The 15,976-nt window shown below is 69.1% G+C and carries 19 protein-coding genes and 1 other RNA gene; 10 read left to right on the forward strand and 10 right to left on the reverse strand.

Translation table 11 applies throughout. The features are described 5' to 3' along the window. Positions 1-21 precede the first annotated feature (21 nt). Positions 22-663 (reverse strand): YitT family protein, encoded by a 642-nt coding sequence (locus BLQ76_RS01440; RefSeq protein ID WP_090669470.1) that lies wholly within the window; start codon positions 661-663, stop codon positions 22-24. A gap of 44 nt (positions 664-707) precedes the next feature. Next, the gene (locus tag BLQ76_RS01445) at positions 708-1,625 is read right to left on the reverse strand and encodes a methyltransferase domain-containing protein (protein WP_090667810.1); all 918 of its coding nucleotides are present in this window, start codon (positions 1,623-1,625) and stop codon (positions 708-710) included. Positions 1,626-1,727: 102 nt separating this feature from the next. Here BLQ76_RS01445 and BLQ76_RS01450 point away from each other — a divergent pair, with 102 nt between their 5' ends. Beyond that, positions 1,728-2,759: a ligase-associated DNA damage response exonuclease gene (locus BLQ76_RS01450; protein WP_090667814.1), complete on the forward strand. Its 1,032-nt coding sequence runs from the start codon at positions 1,728-1,730 to the stop codon at positions 2,757-2,759. On the opposite strand, the gene BLQ76_RS01455 is transcribed toward BLQ76_RS01450, so the two are convergent. The 4 genes from BLQ76_RS01455 to gap all read right to left on the reverse strand — a co-directional run bounded on the left by BLQ76_RS01455 (position 2,756) and on the right by gap (position 7,932). Then, positions 2,756-3,487, reverse strand: a complete 732-nt coding sequence (locus BLQ76_RS01455) for an SGNH/GDSL hydrolase family protein (protein ID WP_090667817.1) — start codon at positions 3,485-3,487, stop codon at positions 2,756-2,758. The genes BLQ76_RS01450 and BLQ76_RS01455 overlap by 4 nt on opposite strands. Before the next feature lie 108 nt (positions 3,488-3,595). After that, positions 3,596-5,485 carry an autotransporter domain-containing protein gene (locus BLQ76_RS01460; protein ID WP_170842417.1) on the reverse strand — a complete coding sequence of 630 codons (1,890 nt, stop codon included), beginning with the start codon at positions 5,483-5,485 and terminating at the stop codon, positions 3,596-3,598. 145 nt (positions 5,486-5,630) lie between these two features. After that, a complete protein-coding gene (locus tag BLQ76_RS01465; protein ID WP_090667823.1) occupies positions 5,631-6,824 on the reverse strand; it encodes a phosphoglycerate kinase in 1,194 nt (397 codons plus the stop codon). Between the two features lie 94 nt (positions 6,825-6,918). Next, positions 6,919-7,932 (reverse strand): type I glyceraldehyde-3-phosphate dehydrogenase, encoded by a 1,014-nt coding sequence (gene gap, locus BLQ76_RS01470; protein ID WP_090667825.1) that lies wholly within the window; start codon positions 7,930-7,932, stop codon positions 6,919-6,921. Positions 7,933-8,258: 326 nt separating this feature from the next. Between gap and BLQ76_RS01475 the strand changes: the two genes are divergently transcribed. The 5 genes from BLQ76_RS01475 (at position 8,259) to BLQ76_RS01495 (ending at position 10,712) form a co-directional block, all read left to right on the forward strand. Beyond that, a complete protein-coding gene (locus BLQ76_RS01475) occupies positions 8,259-8,534 on the forward strand; it encodes a DUF4164 domain-containing protein (RefSeq protein ID WP_090667828.1) in 276 nt (91 codons plus the stop codon). Positions 8,535-8,558: 24 nt separating this feature from the next. Further along, the gene (locus BLQ76_RS01480; RefSeq protein ID WP_090667831.1) at positions 8,559-8,924 is read left to right on the forward strand and encodes a cell division protein ZapA; all 366 of its coding nucleotides are present in this window, start codon (positions 8,559-8,561) and stop codon (positions 8,922-8,924) included. Positions 8,925-9,082: 158 nt separating this feature from the next. Further along, positions 9,083-9,874 carry an SDR family NAD(P)-dependent oxidoreductase gene (locus BLQ76_RS01485; RefSeq protein ID WP_090667834.1) on the forward strand — a complete coding sequence of 264 codons (792 nt, stop codon included), beginning with the start codon at positions 9,083-9,085 and terminating at the stop codon, positions 9,872-9,874. Positions 9,875-9,916: 42 nt separating this feature from the next. Next, positions 9,917-10,076, forward strand: a non-coding RNA gene (ssrS, locus tag BLQ76_RS01490) — 6S RNA. Between the two features lie 39 nt (positions 10,077-10,115). Further along, positions 10,116-10,712: a 5-formyltetrahydrofolate cyclo-ligase gene (locus BLQ76_RS01495; protein ID WP_090667837.1), complete on the forward strand. Its 597-nt coding sequence runs from the start codon at positions 10,116-10,118 to the stop codon at positions 10,710-10,712. Here the strand turns inward: BLQ76_RS01495 and BLQ76_RS01500 are convergent. Beyond that, positions 10,660-11,205: a CAP domain-containing protein gene (locus tag BLQ76_RS01500; protein ID WP_170842418.1), complete on the reverse strand. Its 546-nt coding sequence runs from the start codon at positions 11,203-11,205 to the stop codon at positions 10,660-10,662. The genes BLQ76_RS01495 and BLQ76_RS01500 overlap by 53 nt on opposite strands. A gap of 93 nt (positions 11,206-11,298) precedes the next feature. On the opposite strand from BLQ76_RS01500, the gene BLQ76_RS01505 reads away from it, so the two are divergent. From BLQ76_RS01505 to BLQ76_RS21895, 3 genes are all read left to right on the forward strand, one after another. Beyond that, complete coding sequence (locus BLQ76_RS01505; RefSeq protein ID WP_090667843.1) at positions 11,299-11,928, forward strand: glutathione S-transferase family protein; 630 nt, start codon at positions 11,299-11,301, stop codon at positions 11,926-11,928. A gap of 59 nt (positions 11,929-11,987) precedes the next feature. Continuing rightward, positions 11,988-12,812, forward strand: a complete 825-nt coding sequence (locus BLQ76_RS01510) for a TIGR00282 family metallophosphoesterase (protein WP_090667844.1) — start codon at positions 11,988-11,990, stop codon at positions 12,810-12,812. Positions 12,813-12,931: 119 nt separating this feature from the next. Next, positions 12,932-13,141 (forward strand): hypothetical protein, encoded by a 210-nt coding sequence (locus tag BLQ76_RS21895; RefSeq protein ID WP_090667847.1) that lies wholly within the window; start codon positions 12,932-12,934, stop codon positions 13,139-13,141. On the opposite strand, the gene BLQ76_RS01520 is transcribed toward BLQ76_RS21895, so the two are convergent. Beyond that, the gene (locus tag BLQ76_RS01520; RefSeq protein WP_090667850.1) at positions 13,138-13,941 is read right to left on the reverse strand and encodes an MBL fold metallo-hydrolase; all 804 of its coding nucleotides are present in this window, start codon (positions 13,939-13,941) and stop codon (positions 13,138-13,140) included. The genes BLQ76_RS21895 and BLQ76_RS01520 overlap by 4 nt on opposite strands. A gap of 194 nt (positions 13,942-14,135) precedes the next feature. Between BLQ76_RS01520 and BLQ76_RS01525 the strand changes: the two genes are divergently transcribed. Further along, entirely contained in the window at positions 14,136-14,885 is a 750-nt protein-coding gene (locus BLQ76_RS01525) for a YebC/PmpR family DNA-binding transcriptional regulator (RefSeq protein WP_090667856.1), read from the forward strand. 15 nt (positions 14,886-14,900) lie between these two features. Here the strand turns inward: BLQ76_RS01525 and BLQ76_RS01530 are convergent, their stop codons facing one another. Further along, the gene (locus BLQ76_RS01530; protein ID WP_090667860.1) at positions 14,901-15,452 is read right to left on the reverse strand and encodes a TadE/TadG family type IV pilus assembly protein; all 552 of its coding nucleotides are present in this window, start codon (positions 15,450-15,452) and stop codon (positions 14,901-14,903) included. Continuing rightward, on the reverse strand, positions 15,449-15,973 hold the full coding sequence (locus BLQ76_RS01535; protein WP_090667863.1) for a TadE/TadG family type IV pilus assembly protein: 525 nt from the start codon (positions 15,971-15,973) through the stop codon (positions 15,449-15,451). The genes BLQ76_RS01530 and BLQ76_RS01535 overlap by 4 nt, the downstream gene beginning before the upstream one ends. Positions 15,974-15,976 lie beyond the last annotated feature (3 nt).

Raw genomic sequence — 15,976 nt, forward strand, 5'->3', positions numbered from 1 at the left:
TCTCCCGTCCTGCGCCAAGAACTAGGCCGCCAGATAGCGGTCCGTGCGGTGGTTGATCGCAAGGAAGAGGTTCAGGACCACCGCGCCGACCACCGAGTAGAGGACGGCGAGCGGCGAAACGGCGGCGAACGCCGTGACGAGCACGAGAAGGTCCACCGCCATCTGCGTCAGCCCCGCCCGCCAGCCGAAGCGGTCCTGAAGATAGACGGCGAGGATGCCGACGCCGCCCGCCGACGAACGGTGGCGGAAGAGGGCAAGCAAGCCGAAGCCGATCATCAGCCCGCCGAGACAGGCGCCGACCAGCGGCTGAACCCGCGCGAAGTCGAGGACGTTGCCGCTGAAGGCGGTGACGAGCGACAGGAGCCCGACCGCGAAGGCCGTCTTCACCGTGAAGGCCCGCCCCATGCGCCCGACCGCCAGCACGTAGAAGGGCAGGTTGAGGCAGAAGAAGACGAGGCCGAAGTTCCAACCGGTGAGGTAGTGGACCACGAAGGCAAGACCCGCCATGCCACCCGTAAGGAAGCCGAGATGGCCCAGGATGGCGATGCCGACCGCCGTCAGCACGACGCCGGCCAGGATGCCGAGCGCATCCTCCCACGGGGAATGGCGGGTGGCTGTCGCCGCCCAGCTGCCGAAGCGATGGGCGCGCCGCGTGGTCGCGATCTCGACGTCCTCGGCCGTGATGGTTCCCGTCTCGCCGCGTGCGTTCAACGCTCGGCCCTCCGTGCCGTGACGATCGCGCCCGCGACGTCGGCGCCGGCATCCTGCCGGATCACGGCGCGCTCGATCGCAACGGTCTCGAACCCGCAGGCGCCCAGAAGCCTCCAGAGATGGTCCGGCTCGTGCGCGTAGCGCAGGCTCGGACGAAGCTTGAACGGCGCGTCGCCGTCTTCCACCTCGACCGAGAAGGCGATCGGTGAACCGAGACGGGCGGCCTCCGCGATGCGACGGAAGGCCGGTTCGAGATCGCCGAGATAGGTCAGAACGTCGGCCGCCGTGACGAGATCGAAGGGTTCCGAAGCGACGGGCTCGAGAATGTCGCCCTCGCGCAGGACGTCGTAGATCTCCTTGCGCCGCGCGCGCTCCAGCATGCGTGGCGAGAGGTCGACGCCCTCCAGCCAGCGTGTGCGCCCGCGCAACCGCTCGCCCATCAACCCCGTGCCGCAGCCAAGGTCCAGCGTGCGGGCAAAGACCTGATCGGGACCGGCTAGTCGATCGATCGCGGCGACAAGCAGATCCGGCACGCGGTATCCCAGCCGGTTCACCAGCGCCTCCTCGAAGCGCGGCGCGTACTGGTCGAACAACCCGGCCACGAAGAGCGGCGAGGGGGCGGCCGGTACGGGTACGGCTCCGAGCGCGGCGAGTTTCAGCTCCGCGCCATAGGGATCGGCCGGATCGGCGTTGAGGATGCCTTGGAAGATGGTTCGGGCCTCGGTCTCGCGGTCCGCCTGCAGCAGGAAGCCCGCGAGCTGCATGCGTCCCGCCGTCCAATCCGGTGCGACCTCCAGCGCCTGGCGCATGAGATCGGCGGCCACCTCGAACTCGCCGCCTTGCGCATAGTCGCGCGCATGGGCGGCTCGCAGGTCGGCGATCGGGTCGCCGGAACGGTGGGGATCGTCTGCCAAGGTGTCACGGTTCCGGTTGGGGCGGCCTCCTATGCGGCGTGTCGTGCCCTTCGCGCAAGGTGCCGCGATGCCGCCCGCTCGTGCGGCCCTATCTCATGCGGCATGGCCCGCTTCGAAGACCTCCTCCGCCCGACCCCGAAGGGGCTGTATTGCCCGCCAGGCGATTTCTACATCGACCCGGTGCGCCCGGTGGACCGAGCGCTCGTCACGCATGGGCATGCCGACCACGCGCGGCCCGGCAACGCCGCGGTGCTCGCGACACCCCGCACCCTGCGCATTATGGCGCTGCGCTACGGCGAGGACTTCGCACAGACGCGTCAGGAGGCGCCCTGGGGCGAGCGGATCGACGTCAACGGCGTCGCCGTCTCCTTCCATCCGGCCGGGCACGTTCTGGGTTCGGCGCAGATCCTGGTGGAGTGGAACGGCATGCGGATCGTGGCGTCGGGCGACTACAAACGCTCGCACGATCCGACCGCCGAGCCTTTCGAGCCCGTGCCCTGCGACGTCTTCATCACCGAGGCGACCTTCGCGCTGCCGGTCTTCCGCCATCCCGACCCGCGCACCGAGATCGCCAAGCTGATCCGCTCGACGCGCCAGTTTCCCGAGCGCGCCCATCTCGTCGGCGCCTATGCGCTCGGCAAGGCGCAGCGCGTCATCCGCATGCTGCGCGAGCAGGGCTACGACGAGCCGATCTACATCCACGGCGCGCTGCGCAAGCTCTGCGACTTCTACGAGGAGGAGGGCATCGACCTCGGCGAACTCCGCCCTGCCACGATCGCGCGCGGCAAGGATGCGGAAGGCGAGGCGAAGGCGAGCTTCGCGGGGGCCGTGGTCGTCGGCCCGCCATCGGCCTTCGCCGACAAGTGGGCGCGGCGCTTTCCCGATCCGGTGGCGTGCTTTGCCAGCGGGTGGATGCGCGTGCGCGGCCGCGCCCGCCAGCGCGGCGTCGAGCTCCCCATCATCCTGTCGGACCACTGCGACTGGGACGAACTGATCGAGACCATCGCCGAAATCTCGCCGCAGGAGGTCTGGGTGACCCACGGGCGCGAGGAGGCGCTGGTGCGCTGGTGTTCGCTCAAGGGTGTTCGCGCCCGTCCACTCCACCTCGTCGGCTACGAGGACGAGGGCGACTAGGCGCCCGCCAGCCGGTCCGGCAGGATGAAGGCCGCGAGATGCCCGGCGGTATAGGCCGCGCCCTCCGCCGAGGCGTGGAAGCCGTCGCGCGAGAAGCCGGCCGGCTCGACGCGCGGCAAGGTGGTGGCCGGCACGATGCCGCGCTCGATGCAGAGCCGACGCCCGAGCCGCTCCAGAAGCGCGGCGCGCAGGGCCAGCACGCGGGCCAGGCCTCGCGGCAGCGCGGGCACGCGCAGCATGTCGACCGGCGGCGACCACACGATGCGCGCCTCGGGCCAGCGGGCGCGAAGCGCGTAGAGAAGGGTTCCGAACGAGCGCTTGAAGCGGCGGGTCGAGTGCCAGTTCTTCACGTCGTTCGTGCCAATCGACAGGAGGATGTGCGTGAACGGCTCCTGACCGAGGTTCGGCACCACGAAGTCGCGCACCTCGGCCGAGGTCGCCGAGTTTGCGCCGCGCGACACCCAGGAGACCGCACGGCCCGACAGGACCGACAGGCGCTCGGCCAAGCGCGCGGCGAGACTGTCGTCCATGGACGAGACGCCGACGCCGGCGGCCGAGGAGTCGCCGAGAACCAGGAGCCGGATCTCGGGCTCGCCGGCCCCCAGATGCCCGTGGCAGGGACCGGGTGGGGGCGGCATGCGCTCGATCCGGCGGCGCAGGCCGAGACCCTGCCAGACATAGACCGGGTAGAGCAGCCACGACTGCACCGCCATCCTCACGCGCGTCATCCTTTCTCAGAGCGCCGAACCGGCGCCTCGAACCGATCGCGTTATAGGGCGAACGCAGATGCGGCAGAAGGGCGGCGCGCGGCCGCGTGCCCCGGCTTGACGCAAACGTCAGAAGCGCAGCTTCAGGCCGACCTCGCCGACATGGCTGACATCGATGTCCGAACTCGTGCCGACCGAGTAGCGTCCCGTCAGCGAGAGACGGTCGCTCAAGCCGGCATCGACGCCGACGCCGGCCACGAAACCGCGTGCCGCCAGATCCTCGAGCTCGGCGGAACGGGCGCGGCTGATGCCGCCCGCGATGCGCGCCGAAACGCGTGCGTCGTCCTCGGTCAGGATGTCCTCGTAGCCGATGCGACCCGTCAGGGCGACCGGACGACCGCCGAGATCGGTGGTGTAGGCGAGGTGCAGATTGGCCGAGCCGAGGAGCGCATTGCGCTGCGTGTCGCCGGTGACGATCTGGGCCGCCGCGCCGGTCTCGGCATAGCCGTCGGCATCAGCGTAGAGGTAGTCGAGGCCGAGCGCGGGCGTCACGGTGAGCGCGCCGGTGCGGAAGCCGTAACCAGCCTCGAGGCCGACGTTGGCCGAGACGCCGTTCGAGTCCGTGCCCCGGTTCACGACGGTGTCGACCAGCGTCCGGCGGTCGAGGTCCTCGTAGTCCTGGTGCGCGACGCCGCCCGACAGCGTGACGTAGGCCGGACCGAAGAGGGCGGTGGCGTAGAGATCGGCTGCAAACGAGCGCGTGTCGTAGGTGAGGCGCGCATCGTCCACCTCACCGGTGGAGGCCGACAGGGCCCCGCCGACGAGAAGCCGGTCGTTCATACGGTGGTCGAGGCCGATCCGCACCGTGCCGTTGTCGAAGCGGTAGTCGTTGCCGCGGTCGCGCTCGAAGCGGCTGCCGCCCAGCGTCACGTACACATCGGAGAAGGGCACGGCGATCGCGGCGTCCGAACCGGTGGCGGGCGGCGGCACCCGGAGCGCCGCCAGGCGGGCGCGCTCGCGCACCGCGTCGTTTGCGGTCATGCGGTCAAGAAGCGCCGTCTCGGTCAGCGACCCGACCGCTGCTGCGCTCGTGCCGACCGAGAGGTAGTCCTCGACCAGCTGCGAGAACAACCGGTGGACGCCGGTCGTCGGATGGACGCTGTCCCAGTACTGGTAGGTGTTCTGGACGCTCGCCGGGGCGGTCGCGCAGGCAGGGGTCTCGACGCAGGCGTCGCGCGTGTTCAGGATGCCGAAGCGCGCGGGGTCGCTGGCGATCAGCGCGCCGAGGCGGCGCACGTCGACGAGCACGACGTCGGTGTTGGGAAGCGTCGCCGCGACCTGGGTGACGCCGGCCTGGAGCGCCGTGTTGAAGGCGTCGGTCGCGAGCGTTCCGACGACTGAACCCTGGAGGGTCGCGGCAAAGCGCGGCGTCGCACCGATGTCTGGCAGGTTTAGAACAACGACGGTCGGCGCGCCGAGGTTGCCGAGACGCGCGAGCGAGGCCGCGATGTCGCCAGCCGAGGCGACGGCTTCCGCGCCGATCGTGGCGGGCGTCGCGCCGGGGACGTTGACCTCCTGGAAGATGTTGTTGGCGCCGCCGTAGAGCGTGACGACGTCGTTGGCGCCGAAGCGCCCGTCCTGCAGCAGGAAGGCGTCGATCTGGGCGGGGATGCCCGGCGGACGCAGGCCGTCGAGCCGGTCGGTGCGCGCGCCGCCGAACGCATAGTTCTGCGACCGTTCCGGATTGATGCGGATGCCGCCGAGCGTGGCGGCGCCGGCCGGCTGCATCGGATCGCCGTTCAGGTATTCCGTGAAGACCGGCCCGTTCGAGAAGCGGCCCGCGAAGTAGGGCGGCGAGGTCGGGGTTCCGGAGATCAGGAACAGGTTGCCGTTGTCGGACAGCGAGTCGCCGAAGCTGATCACCGGTCCGGCGACCTGCGCAAGGGCCGGCATCGCGGTGGCGCCCAGCAGGAGGGCCGCGGTGGCGCTCAGGACGGCTCGGCTCTTCAGGCGGCTCATGCGACGTGTCTCCCCATCGCCGGCCTGTTTTCTGCCGGTCCCGCGCGACCATGCGCGAGGCCTCGCGGAAGGGACAGGGAGAATGCGCGAGTCCCCGAGCGAATGCGGCAGCTCTGTGGCCGAGCTGCCGCAGCGTGAGATCGGGTCAGGCCCGAAGCGCGTCGACACCCGGCAGCGGCTTGCCTTCCATCCATTCCAGGAAGGCGCCGCCTGCGGTGGAGACATAGGTCAGGTCGTCGGCGACGCCCGCCGCATTCAGGGCCGCCACCGTGTCGCCGCCGCCGGCGACCGACACGAGCTGGCCGTCGCGCGTGCGCGCCGCCGCATGGCGCGCCGCCGCCATGGTCGCCGCGTCGAAGGGCGGGATCTCGAAGGCGCCGAGCGGTCCGTTCCAGATGAGGGTCTTGGACTTGTCGATCCATTCCTTGACCTGGCCGGTGCTGGCGGGGCCGACGTCGAGGATCATGCTGTCGGCCGGCACGGCGTCGACCGACACGGTCTGCGTCTCGGGGTTCGCCTTGAACTCGCGTGCGACCACCGCGTCCACCGGCAGGAGCACGATGCAGCCCGCCTTTTCCGCGGCCTGCATGATCGTGCGGGCGGTGTCCGCGAGGTCGTGCTCGCAGAGCGACTTGCCGACGTCCTTGCCGAGCGCGGCGAGGAAGGTGTTCGCCATGCCGCCGCCGATCACGAGGCAGTCGACCTTGGCGACGAGGTTCTGGAGAAGGTCGATCTTGGTCGAGACCTTCGCGCCGCCGACGATCGCGATCACCGGCTTCTCCGGGCGTCCGAGACCCTTCTCCAGCGCCTCCAGCTCGGCCTGCATGGTGCGGCCGGCATAGGCGGGAAGGTGATGGGCCAGACCCTCGGTCGAGGCATGGGCGCGGTGCGCCGCCGAAAAGGCGTCGTTGACGTAGAGGTCGCCGAGCGAGGCAAGCTGCGACACGAAGGTCTCGTCGTTCTGTTCCTCGCCCGCGTGGAAGCGCGTGTTCTCGAGGAGGAGGACGTCGCCGTCCGTCATGTTGGCGACGATGCCCTCGGCCACCGGACCGACGCAGTCCTCGGCAAAGCCCACCGGCTTGCCGAGCTTCTCCGCCAGCGCCTCGCCGATCGGCCGCAGCGACTGCGCGGGGTCGAGCTTGCCCTTCGGGCGACCGAAATGCGCCAGCAGGATGACGCGGCCACCCTTGTCGGCGATCTCGCGGATGGTCGGCAGTACGCGGTCGATGCGCGTGGCATCGGAAACGCGCCCGTCCTGGACCGGCACGTTGAGATCGACGCGGACGAGCACGCGCTTGCCCGAAACGTCGGCGTCGTCGAGGCTCTTGAACGGATTCATGGGACGGGCTCCGAGGGGAGGGCCGCCCCGATGGCGGCCGGGGAACGAGACGGGAAGGGCGGGATGCCGTCGCACCCCACCCTTGCTGCAGGAATTACCGGGCGTTGTGCATCGCCAGCGCGGTGTCCGACATGCGGTTCGAGAAGCCCCACTCGTTGTCGTACCACGAGAGGATGCGCACGAAGTTGCCGCCCAGAACCTTGGTCTGGTCCATGGCGAAGACCGAGGAGTGAGGGTCGTGGTTGAAGTCGTGGGACACGTTCGGGTCGAGCGTGTAGCCGAGGATGCCCTTCAGCGGGCCGTCGGCCGCCGCCTTGATGGCGTTCTGGATCTCTTCCACGGTGGTGTTGCGCTTGGCCGTGAACTTGAAGTCCACGACCGAGACGTTGGGCGTCGGCACGCGGATCGACGAGCCGTCGAGCTTGCCCTTGAGCTGGGGCAGCACGAGGCCGATCGCCTTGGCCGCGCCGGTCGAGGTCGGGATCATCGACAGGGCCGCCGCGCGGGCGCGGTAGAGGTCCTTGTGCATCGTGTCGAGCGTCGGCTGGTCGCCCGTGTAGGAATGGATCGTCGTCATGAAGCCGGTCTCGATGCCGACCGTCTCGTCGAGGATCTTGGCAACCGGCGCGAGGCAGTTCGTCGTGCACGAGGCGTTGGAGACGATCTTGTCGTCCGCCGTTAGCGTGTCGTGGTTGACGCCATAGACGATCGTCTTCTCGTTCTCGGCCTTGGTGAGAGGGCCGGAGATCAGGACCTTCTTGGCGCCCGCCTCGAGGTGGGCGGAGGCCTTGGCCGGGTCGGTGAAGATGCCGGTGCACTCGAAGGCGATGTCGATGCCCATCTCGCCCCAGGGCAGGTTCTTCGGGTCGCGCTCGGCGGTCACGCGCATCGGGCCGCGGCCGACGTCGATCGTGTCGCCCTGCACCGTCACCGTGCCGGGGAAGCGGCCGTGCACCGAGTCATAGCGGATGAGGTGGGCGTTGGTCTCGACCGGGCCGAGGTCGTTGATCGCCACCACCTCGATGTCGGTGCGGCCCGACTCGACGATGGCGCGAAGCACGTTGCGGCCGATCCGGCCAAATCCGTTGATCGCGACGCGAACTGCCATGGGAACTCTCCTAGCGATCCGGTCGGGACGACCGGCACGGGTGGGGTTTAACGCGCTCGGGCAGCGCGCAAAGGGGCGGAAGTCGGGATCGGAACGTCGGGTCGCGGCACGCAAACAGCCCCTCGAAGGTCCGGGAAGCGCATCCGATGGGAGCGGCGCGCCGCGCGGCGGCCCTCGCTTGACCCCAGGAGGCGAGGCTTGTCAACGCCGCCCTGCAAGCCGCCTTTTCCTCCTAGGCCAGTCGCGTTAAAGCGATAGATGAGGATCGCGTCCCAAACCGGGGCGGGGCGCGCTTCCCCGAGGGGACGGCTGGAAGAGGGGACGGCATGACGCGCGACCGCCTGGACGAGGCCACGCTGCGCCTGCAGCGCTCGATCGAGCGACTGGAGCGGGCCGCCGAGGCGCGTGTCGTGCGCCAGGAAGTGGCCGACGGCGCCGAGGAGGAGGTGCAGCGCATGACCGCCGACCGTTCGCGCCTGGCCGCCGAACTCGACACCGCGCTGACGCGTGCCGAACGGCTCGAAGGCGCCAACCGCGAGGTTTCGCGCCGGCTCGTGACCGCGATGGAGGCGATTCGCGACGTCCTCTCCCGACGCGCCTGATCCCGCCGCCAGAAAGTCCGACCCATGCCCCAGATCGTCGTCACCATCGATGCCAAGACCTACCGCATGGCCTGCGCCGAGGGCGAGGAAGCGCATCTCGTCGAGCTGGCTGCCCAGATGGACGGCCGCATCAACGAGCTGCGCGGCTCGTTCGGCGAGATCGGGGACCAGCGCCTGGCGATCATGGCCGGCATCATGGCAAGCGACGAGCTGTCCGATGCCCAGGCGCGCATCGCCGGTCTCGAGGCGGAACTGGCGGAGGCCCGCGAGCGTGAACGCGAGATGTCGCGCGGCGGCGAGGCCGGCGACCGGCGCCTTGCCGAACACCTGAACGGCGTCTCCGACGTTCTCGACGAGATCAGCGCGAAGCTCGAGGACTACCGCCGCTAGCCGGTCGCCCCTCCCGACCGCGCGTCCCGTGCCCGGCGGTTCGGCCCGTTCCGTCGACGGGACGGGATTTCGCCGGTTGACCGGGACGCCCGCCGCGCCACCTGCGACGCATCCGTCGAGGCCGGTGCCGTCCGGCCTTGTATCCGTCGAGGTCCCCCATGGCATCTTCCTCCCGCGCGCTCGTGACCGGGGCTTCGGCCGGCATAGGGCGAAGCTACGCGGAGCATCTGGCGCGGACGGGTTGCGCCCTGGTTCTCGTCGCGCGCCGCCGCGACAGGCTGGACGATCTGGCGGCCGAGCTTCGGGCCGCGCACGGTGTCGAGGTCGAGGTGCTGCCGGCCGATCTCGGCGATCCGGTCGGCGTGGCGGCGGTGGCCGAGCGCCTCGGTGCCTCGCCTCCGGTCGATCTCCTGGTCAACAACGCCGGCTATGCGGCCAGAGGCATGGTCGCCGAACTGGATCCCGCCGCACTCGCCGACATGATTCAGGTCAACGTCGTGGCGCTGGCCCAGCTCTCGCACGCCGCCATGAAGGCCATGCGCGCGGCGGGGCGTGGGCGGATCATCAACGTCTCCTCCGGGACGGTCTTCGCCAATCTTCCGGGCAATGCCGGCTATGGCGCGACCAAGAACTTCGTGACGGCCTTCACGCGCACCCTGCAGGTCGAGGCGGAGGGGACCGGTGTCGAGGTCCAGCTCCTGATCCCGGGCGTGATCGCCACCGATTTTCATACGGTCGCGGGCAACGATCTCTCGCGTTTTCCGCCCGAGCGCGTCATGCAGGCCGACGACCTCGTGGTCGCCTCGCTGCGCGCCCTGGATATGGGCGAGTCCGTGTGCATTCCCTCGCTGCCGGACGTGTCGACCTGGGACCGCTATGGGGAGGCGGAGGCCGCGTGCTGGGCGAACGTCTCGCGCGACAAGCCGGCCGCGCGATACCATGGCGCCTGAGATCACTGGTCAGAGGCCTGCAACTCGCCTATCTTCTGTCTCGGCGGACTGCGCGGCGCGACAGGGACGACTTATTCCCCGGGGCCTTACGCATCCCTGAGGGAGCTGTCCCTGACCCGGCCCCTGGGCCGGGACACACGGCGCCCACCTACTCTGTAGGTTCCCGGGATCGACTGTTTCCATCGGCCGAGGTGGTCCGCCGCTTGCTTTCCCTACTCTATCCTTCTGCCGCCCGGTCCCGATGAGCGACGGCGACATCGATGCCCGCAAACGCGCCCTGCGCGGCAAGGCCATGCGGCGCCGCGACGGGCTGGATCCGAGCGACCGCTCGCTCGACGCGCTGGCGATCACGCGGCACGTCCTGGCGTTCCTGCCGGACGACGGGAGCCCGGTCGCGGCCTATCTCGCGATCCGCTCCGAGGTCGACCCGGCCCTTCTGGTCTCGCTGCTCCGGCAGGCCGGACGATCGGTCGGCGTCCCTGCGATCGACGGCCATGAACTTCGCTTTCGGATCGTGCGCGACGACGGACCGCTGGAGCCGCAGGGCTTCGGCACCCGCGCGCCGGGAAGCGACGTCCCCGAGATCGTGCCATCCGTGATTCTCGTGCCGCTTCTGGCCTTCGATGCCGCGGGCCGCCGGCTCGGCTACGGGCGTGGCTTCTACGATCGCGCGATCGCGCGCGCCCGCGGGAACGGTCGGGTCCTGGCCGTCGGTCTCGCCTTTGCATCCCAGCTCGTGGAACATGTGCCGACCGACGAGCACGACCAGACGCTGGATGCCGTGGTTACGGAAAACGGAGTTCTGGTCCCCACCGCAGCGGTTTCTCCGTCGCGCTAGCGATCACCCGCATCGAGGGTGCCGCGAGGATCTGCGTCCAGTATCGCGTGCCGCCGTCGCCGATCCGGGCGCCGGCAAAGCCGATCTCCGTGACGTTGGGGTTCAGGAGGTTGCGCCGGTGGCCGGGCGAGTTGATCCAGCCCTTCATCGCCGCCGCGTAGTCGGGATAGCCGCGTCCGATGTTCTCGGCGACCGTCCCCCAATGGTAGCCGGCCCGTTCCGCACGACTGGGCAGGGCACCGGCGACCGCATGGTCCATCCGGTCGGCGCGCGCCATGGCCTCGCTCTGGCGGGACGCGGCAAGATCGAGTTGCGCGTTCGTGCGCAGGGGCTTGAGGCCGTTCGCCTCCCGAAACGCGTTCACGGCGCGCAGGCCCTCGTCGCGCTCGATCGGAAGCGTTTGCACGAAGTTCGCCGGTGCCTTCGCATCGAAGGACAGGCAGCCCGCGAGTGCGAGCAGGGGCAGGACAGCGAGGACAGCAAGGCGCGGCACGTGAGATCGGTCTTTCGGCGGGTCGAGCGCTCGAAGCCGAGGCGTCGGTGCCCTAGCTCCCCGCCCGACCATGCATGGGAAGGATACGCTGCGATGATCGAACTCTTCACCTGGACGACGCCCAACGGCGAGAAGCCGATCATCATGCTCGAGGAATGCGAGCTCCCCTACGAGCTGCGCCTCCTCGACATCTCGACCGGCAAACAGAAGGAATCGGACTTTCTTGCGATCAATCCGAACGGGCGCATCCCGGCGATCCGGGACACGGAGACCGGACAGCGCGTGTTCGAAAGCGGTGCGATCCTGATCCATCTCGCCGAGAAAAGCGGTCGCCTTCTCGCCAAAACCGGGCCCGACCAGGCGGAAGCCCTGTCCTGGACCTTCTTCCAGGCCGGCGGAACGGGACCGATGATCGGCCAGGTGCACTACTTCCGCAACGCCAAGGAACGCTCGGACTTCGCGATCCGGCGCTTCGAGACCGAGTCGCGCCGGCTGCTCGGCGTGCTCGACGCGCATCTCAAGGACCGGGAATGGCTCGCCGGCGACTACTCGATCGCCGACGTCATGAACTGGAGCTGGGCGGTATCAGGGCTGAAGGGACTGGAAGCGCGCGGCGACTTTCCGAACCTGTCCGCCTGGGCCGACAGGGTGGGCGCACGTCCCGCGGTGCGCCGCGCGCTCGACAAGCTCCAGAGCGCGAAGTCGGCCCTGCCCGCGTCCTGACGGGACGTGCCTGAATCGCCCGGATATGCTGAAGACGGGCGAGACGAAAAGGAGAGAGCGTGCGCTTCCTGTTTTTGGGCGACATGGTGGGCAGGTCGGGCCGAACCGCCGTGGCGGAGCGGTTGCCAAGCCTCGTCGAGGATTGGCGGCTCGACTTCGTGGTAGTGAACGGAGAGAACGCGGCCGGCGGCTTCGGCATCACCGAGGAGATCCTGGAGCGCACGCTCGAAGCGGGTGCCGACGTCGTGACGACCGGCAACCATGCGTTCGACCAGCGGGAAGCGCTGGCCTTCGCGCCCCGGCAGGAACGCTTCCTGAGACCGGCCAACTATCCGCCCGGGACGCCGGGACGCGGTTCCGGCCTGTTCGAGTCGCGCTCGGGCGCGCGCGTTCTTGTCGCCAACGTCATGGGTCGCGCCTTCATGCATCCCGAGCTGGACGACCCGTTTCGGGCGGCGGAAAGCATCATCTCCTCATGCCCCTTGGGCGAACAGGCCGACGCCATCGTCCTCGACTTCCACGCCGAGGCGACGAGCGAGAAGCAGAGCATGGGTCACTTCCTCGACGGGCGCGTGTCGGTCGTCGTCGGGACCCATACGCACGTGCCGACCGCCGATCACCAGATCCTCGCGAACGGTACGGCCTACCAATCCGATGCCGGCATGTGCGGCGACTACGACTCGTCGCTCGGCATGGACAAGGAGGAGCCGCTGAACCGCTTCCTCACCCGCGTGCCGCGCGGACGCTTCGAGGCGGCCGAGGGCCCGGCGACGATCTGTGGGCTGGCGGTGGAGATCTCCGACCGCACGGGCCTTGCCGAGCGTGTGGCGGCCGTGCGCCTGGGTCCGAGGCTCTCCGAGAGCGTCCCCGACTTCTGGCTCTGAACTCCTCGAACCGCCTTATTCGCACGGCAGCGTCCCCGCGCGGCGGACGGGCAAACGGGGACGTCATGACGGATCGGACAACTCCTCGCGCAGATGGCGGCCGCCGAGCCGAGGCGGCGATGCGGCATCTCCTGTGCGCGCTGGTCGCCCTCGTGTCCTTCGCGGTCTCGTCGCCGATGCCGCTGCGTCTGCCGCATGCTCAGGCCGCGGACCTGCGACGATCCTCGCTCATCCAACTGGACGATGACGAGGACCGCGAGATGCTGCTGGCATCGCTGGATGAGCTCGAGGGCGAGGACGACGACGACCCGGAGGAGCCGAGCCGCTAGACGCCCTGCAGGATGATCACGGTCGGCTGGCGCGGAAGCGTGCGCGCGGACAACTCGATCGAGCGTTCCGCCCGCCGTTCCACCGCGAAGTCCGGGATCTGCTCCAGGAACCGCTCGATTGGCGTGCGAAAGCGGTGCATCGGCAGGACGACCGAGGAGTGAAGGCGTTCGGCGATCTCGCCCATGCCCCGCTGGCTCATGGTCCACGATCCGTCGACCGGCACCATCAGGACGTCGAGCCGTCCGATCGCCGCGTAGTCCTCGTCGGTGAGCATGTGATGGAGGTGGCCGAGATGCCCGATGCAGAGGCCCGCCACCTCGACCACGAAGATCGAGTTTCCGTCCGCCTCGAAGGTTCCATAGCGGTTGATGTCGGTCGGCACGTTGCGCACCAGGACATCGCCCACGGTCACGTTATGCTTGGCCGCGCCCCCGGCCGGGTTCCAGCCGCGCAGGACCGTTCCGATCGCGGGGTCGGGGTAGTCCGTGTAATGCGTGCCGTGCGCCTTGTTCATGGTCACGATGTCGGGAAGCGGACCCGGCCCGGCGTGGCCCGCATAGTCGGTCGCGAGACGGATTCCCTCCGGGCTCTCCACGACATAGGTCGCATGGGCGGCATAGGTGATGCGCACCGTGTCGCCGACCCGCGCCTGCGCCGCGCGCTGCGGCGGCGCGGCGCCGAGTTGGGCGAACCGGACGCCCGGAAGCCGGTCGGCGATCGCCAGACACGAGGAGACCCCCTCCTGCGCGAGGACCGGCGAGCCGGCGAGAACCGCAAGGGCGGCGAGAACGAGGCGCATCGGCGAGACCTTTCGGCATCGGAACCGGCATGAAGCCCGGAGCCGTCAGCCTTTCACGGACCGCGCGCCCGGCAAAGTCACCTTCCCGGGAGGCACGGACCCCTCCCGCCCTCCGCCCGCGTTGCTGGACGCGGCGGGGCCGGCCGCTTTATACAGCCCCACCTCACGAACCCACCCGAACGAGAAGGTGTCCGATGGCCGGTCATTCCCAATTCAAGAACATCATGCATCGCAAGGGCCGCCAGGACGCGGTCCGCTCCAAGATGTTCTCCAAGCTCGCGCGCGAGATCACCGTCGCCGCCAAGACCGGCATGGCCGATCCCGAGATGAACCCGCGCCTGCGGCTGGCGATCAACAACGCCAAGGCGCAGTCCATGCCCAAGGACAACATCCAGCGCGCCATCAACAAGGCGATCGGCGGCGATACGGAGAACTATGACGAGGTGCGCTACGAGGGGTACGGCCCCGGCGGCGTGGCCGTGATCGTCGAGGCGCTCACCGACAACCGCAATCGCACGGCGTCCAACGTCCGCTCCTACTTCACCAAGGCCGGCGGAGCGCTGGGCGAAACCAACTCGGTCTCGTTTCTGTGGGACCGGGTCGGCGAGATCGTCTATCCCGCCAAGGCGGGGGACGCCGACACGGTGATGGAGGCCGCGATCGAGGCGGGTGCCGACGACGTCCAGTCCGACGAGGACGGTCACCGCATCATCACCGCGTTCGGCGACCTGAACGACGTCGCCGCGGCGCTGGAAAAGAGCCTCGGCGAGGCCGAGAGCGTCAAGATCATCTGGCGGCCGCAGACCGGCGCCCCGGTGGACGAGGACAAGGCCCAGTCGGTGCTGCGCCTCATCGCCAACCTCGAGGACGACGACGACGTGCAGAACGTCTACGCCAACTTCGAGGTCGACGAAGAGGTCATGGCCAAGCTCTCGGCGGCCTGACACGCCGCGGTCGCCTCAGCACGGAGCGGCGGCGACCGACTCGTTCTTGATAGGTCCGCCCGAGCGCGAGCGGATCGCCGAAAAGTTGGCCAGGGTCATCGCGGGCAGGCCCACGGAGGCGAAGAGCGGTGTCGCGAGCACCGTCGACTCGACGAAGAGGATCGTGTCGCCGTCAGCCACCAACGGCATCTTCGCGGTCGGTATCGTGGCGTCGATCATCTTGACGAGCGGCGAGGGCGCGTCCGACCAGCAGACCGTGAACTTCGTCCCCAGCCGTTTGATGCTGGTGACCCGAAACGTCGTGTCGCTGGCGGGATGACGCGTCATGGCGACGAAGATCGAACGGTTGGTGCTGATCTTGCTGGTCGAGGTCGTGTCTTCACGCGACAGGATGTCGGCCGTCGTGAACGTCGCCTTCTCCGCGATGTGCGAGGCGCGGTAGAGTTCGAACAGCGTCACCGCGCCCAGAAGAAGCGTGACCAGCAAGGGCCCGATGATCGCGAACTCGATGGCCGCGACGCCGCGCTCGTCGGTCCGGTATGCGTGAGCCGCGGGAGCGATCCTCATTTGTTTTTCTCGGGCTCCTTCTTGAACGCCGAGCTTGCGACGAGCCAGTAGCCGCCGAGCGCGTCCTTCGGCAGCGCCAGGGCAACGCCGATGAGCGGCGTGAGGGGGTCGGCGACCAGGCACGCCCGCACGAACAGCGTCGCCTGTTCGGTGCCGGTGGTATAGGCGCCGCTCTGGGCGACCGTGCTACCGCGATCGATGCATTTGGCTCCGGTCGACGGAATATCGGTCGCGGAGCTGACGGTCGTCATCTCCACCAGCATGGCGCTGGCACACGCGTGCACGACAAGCGTCATGTTGGCGCAGATCGCCGCCTTCATCGCGGCCTGGTCCGGCTTGGCGCCGATGCGGACCTGACGAACGGCGATGTCGAGCGCGCGATCGAGGGCGGTCGACCGCACCATGATCCACCCGGTCTCGATGGTCGAGAAGACGAGCGCGAAGAATAGGGGGGCGATCATCGCGAACTCGATCGCCGACACGCCGCTTCGATCCCGACCGAACCTGCGCAGGACACCCATGGT

Origin of the sequence: Aureimonas jatrophae (assembly GCF_900104035.1) — a bacterium.
Lineage (GTDB): Bacteria > Pseudomonadota > Alphaproteobacteria > Rhizobiales > Rhizobiaceae > Aureimonas > Aureimonas jatrophae.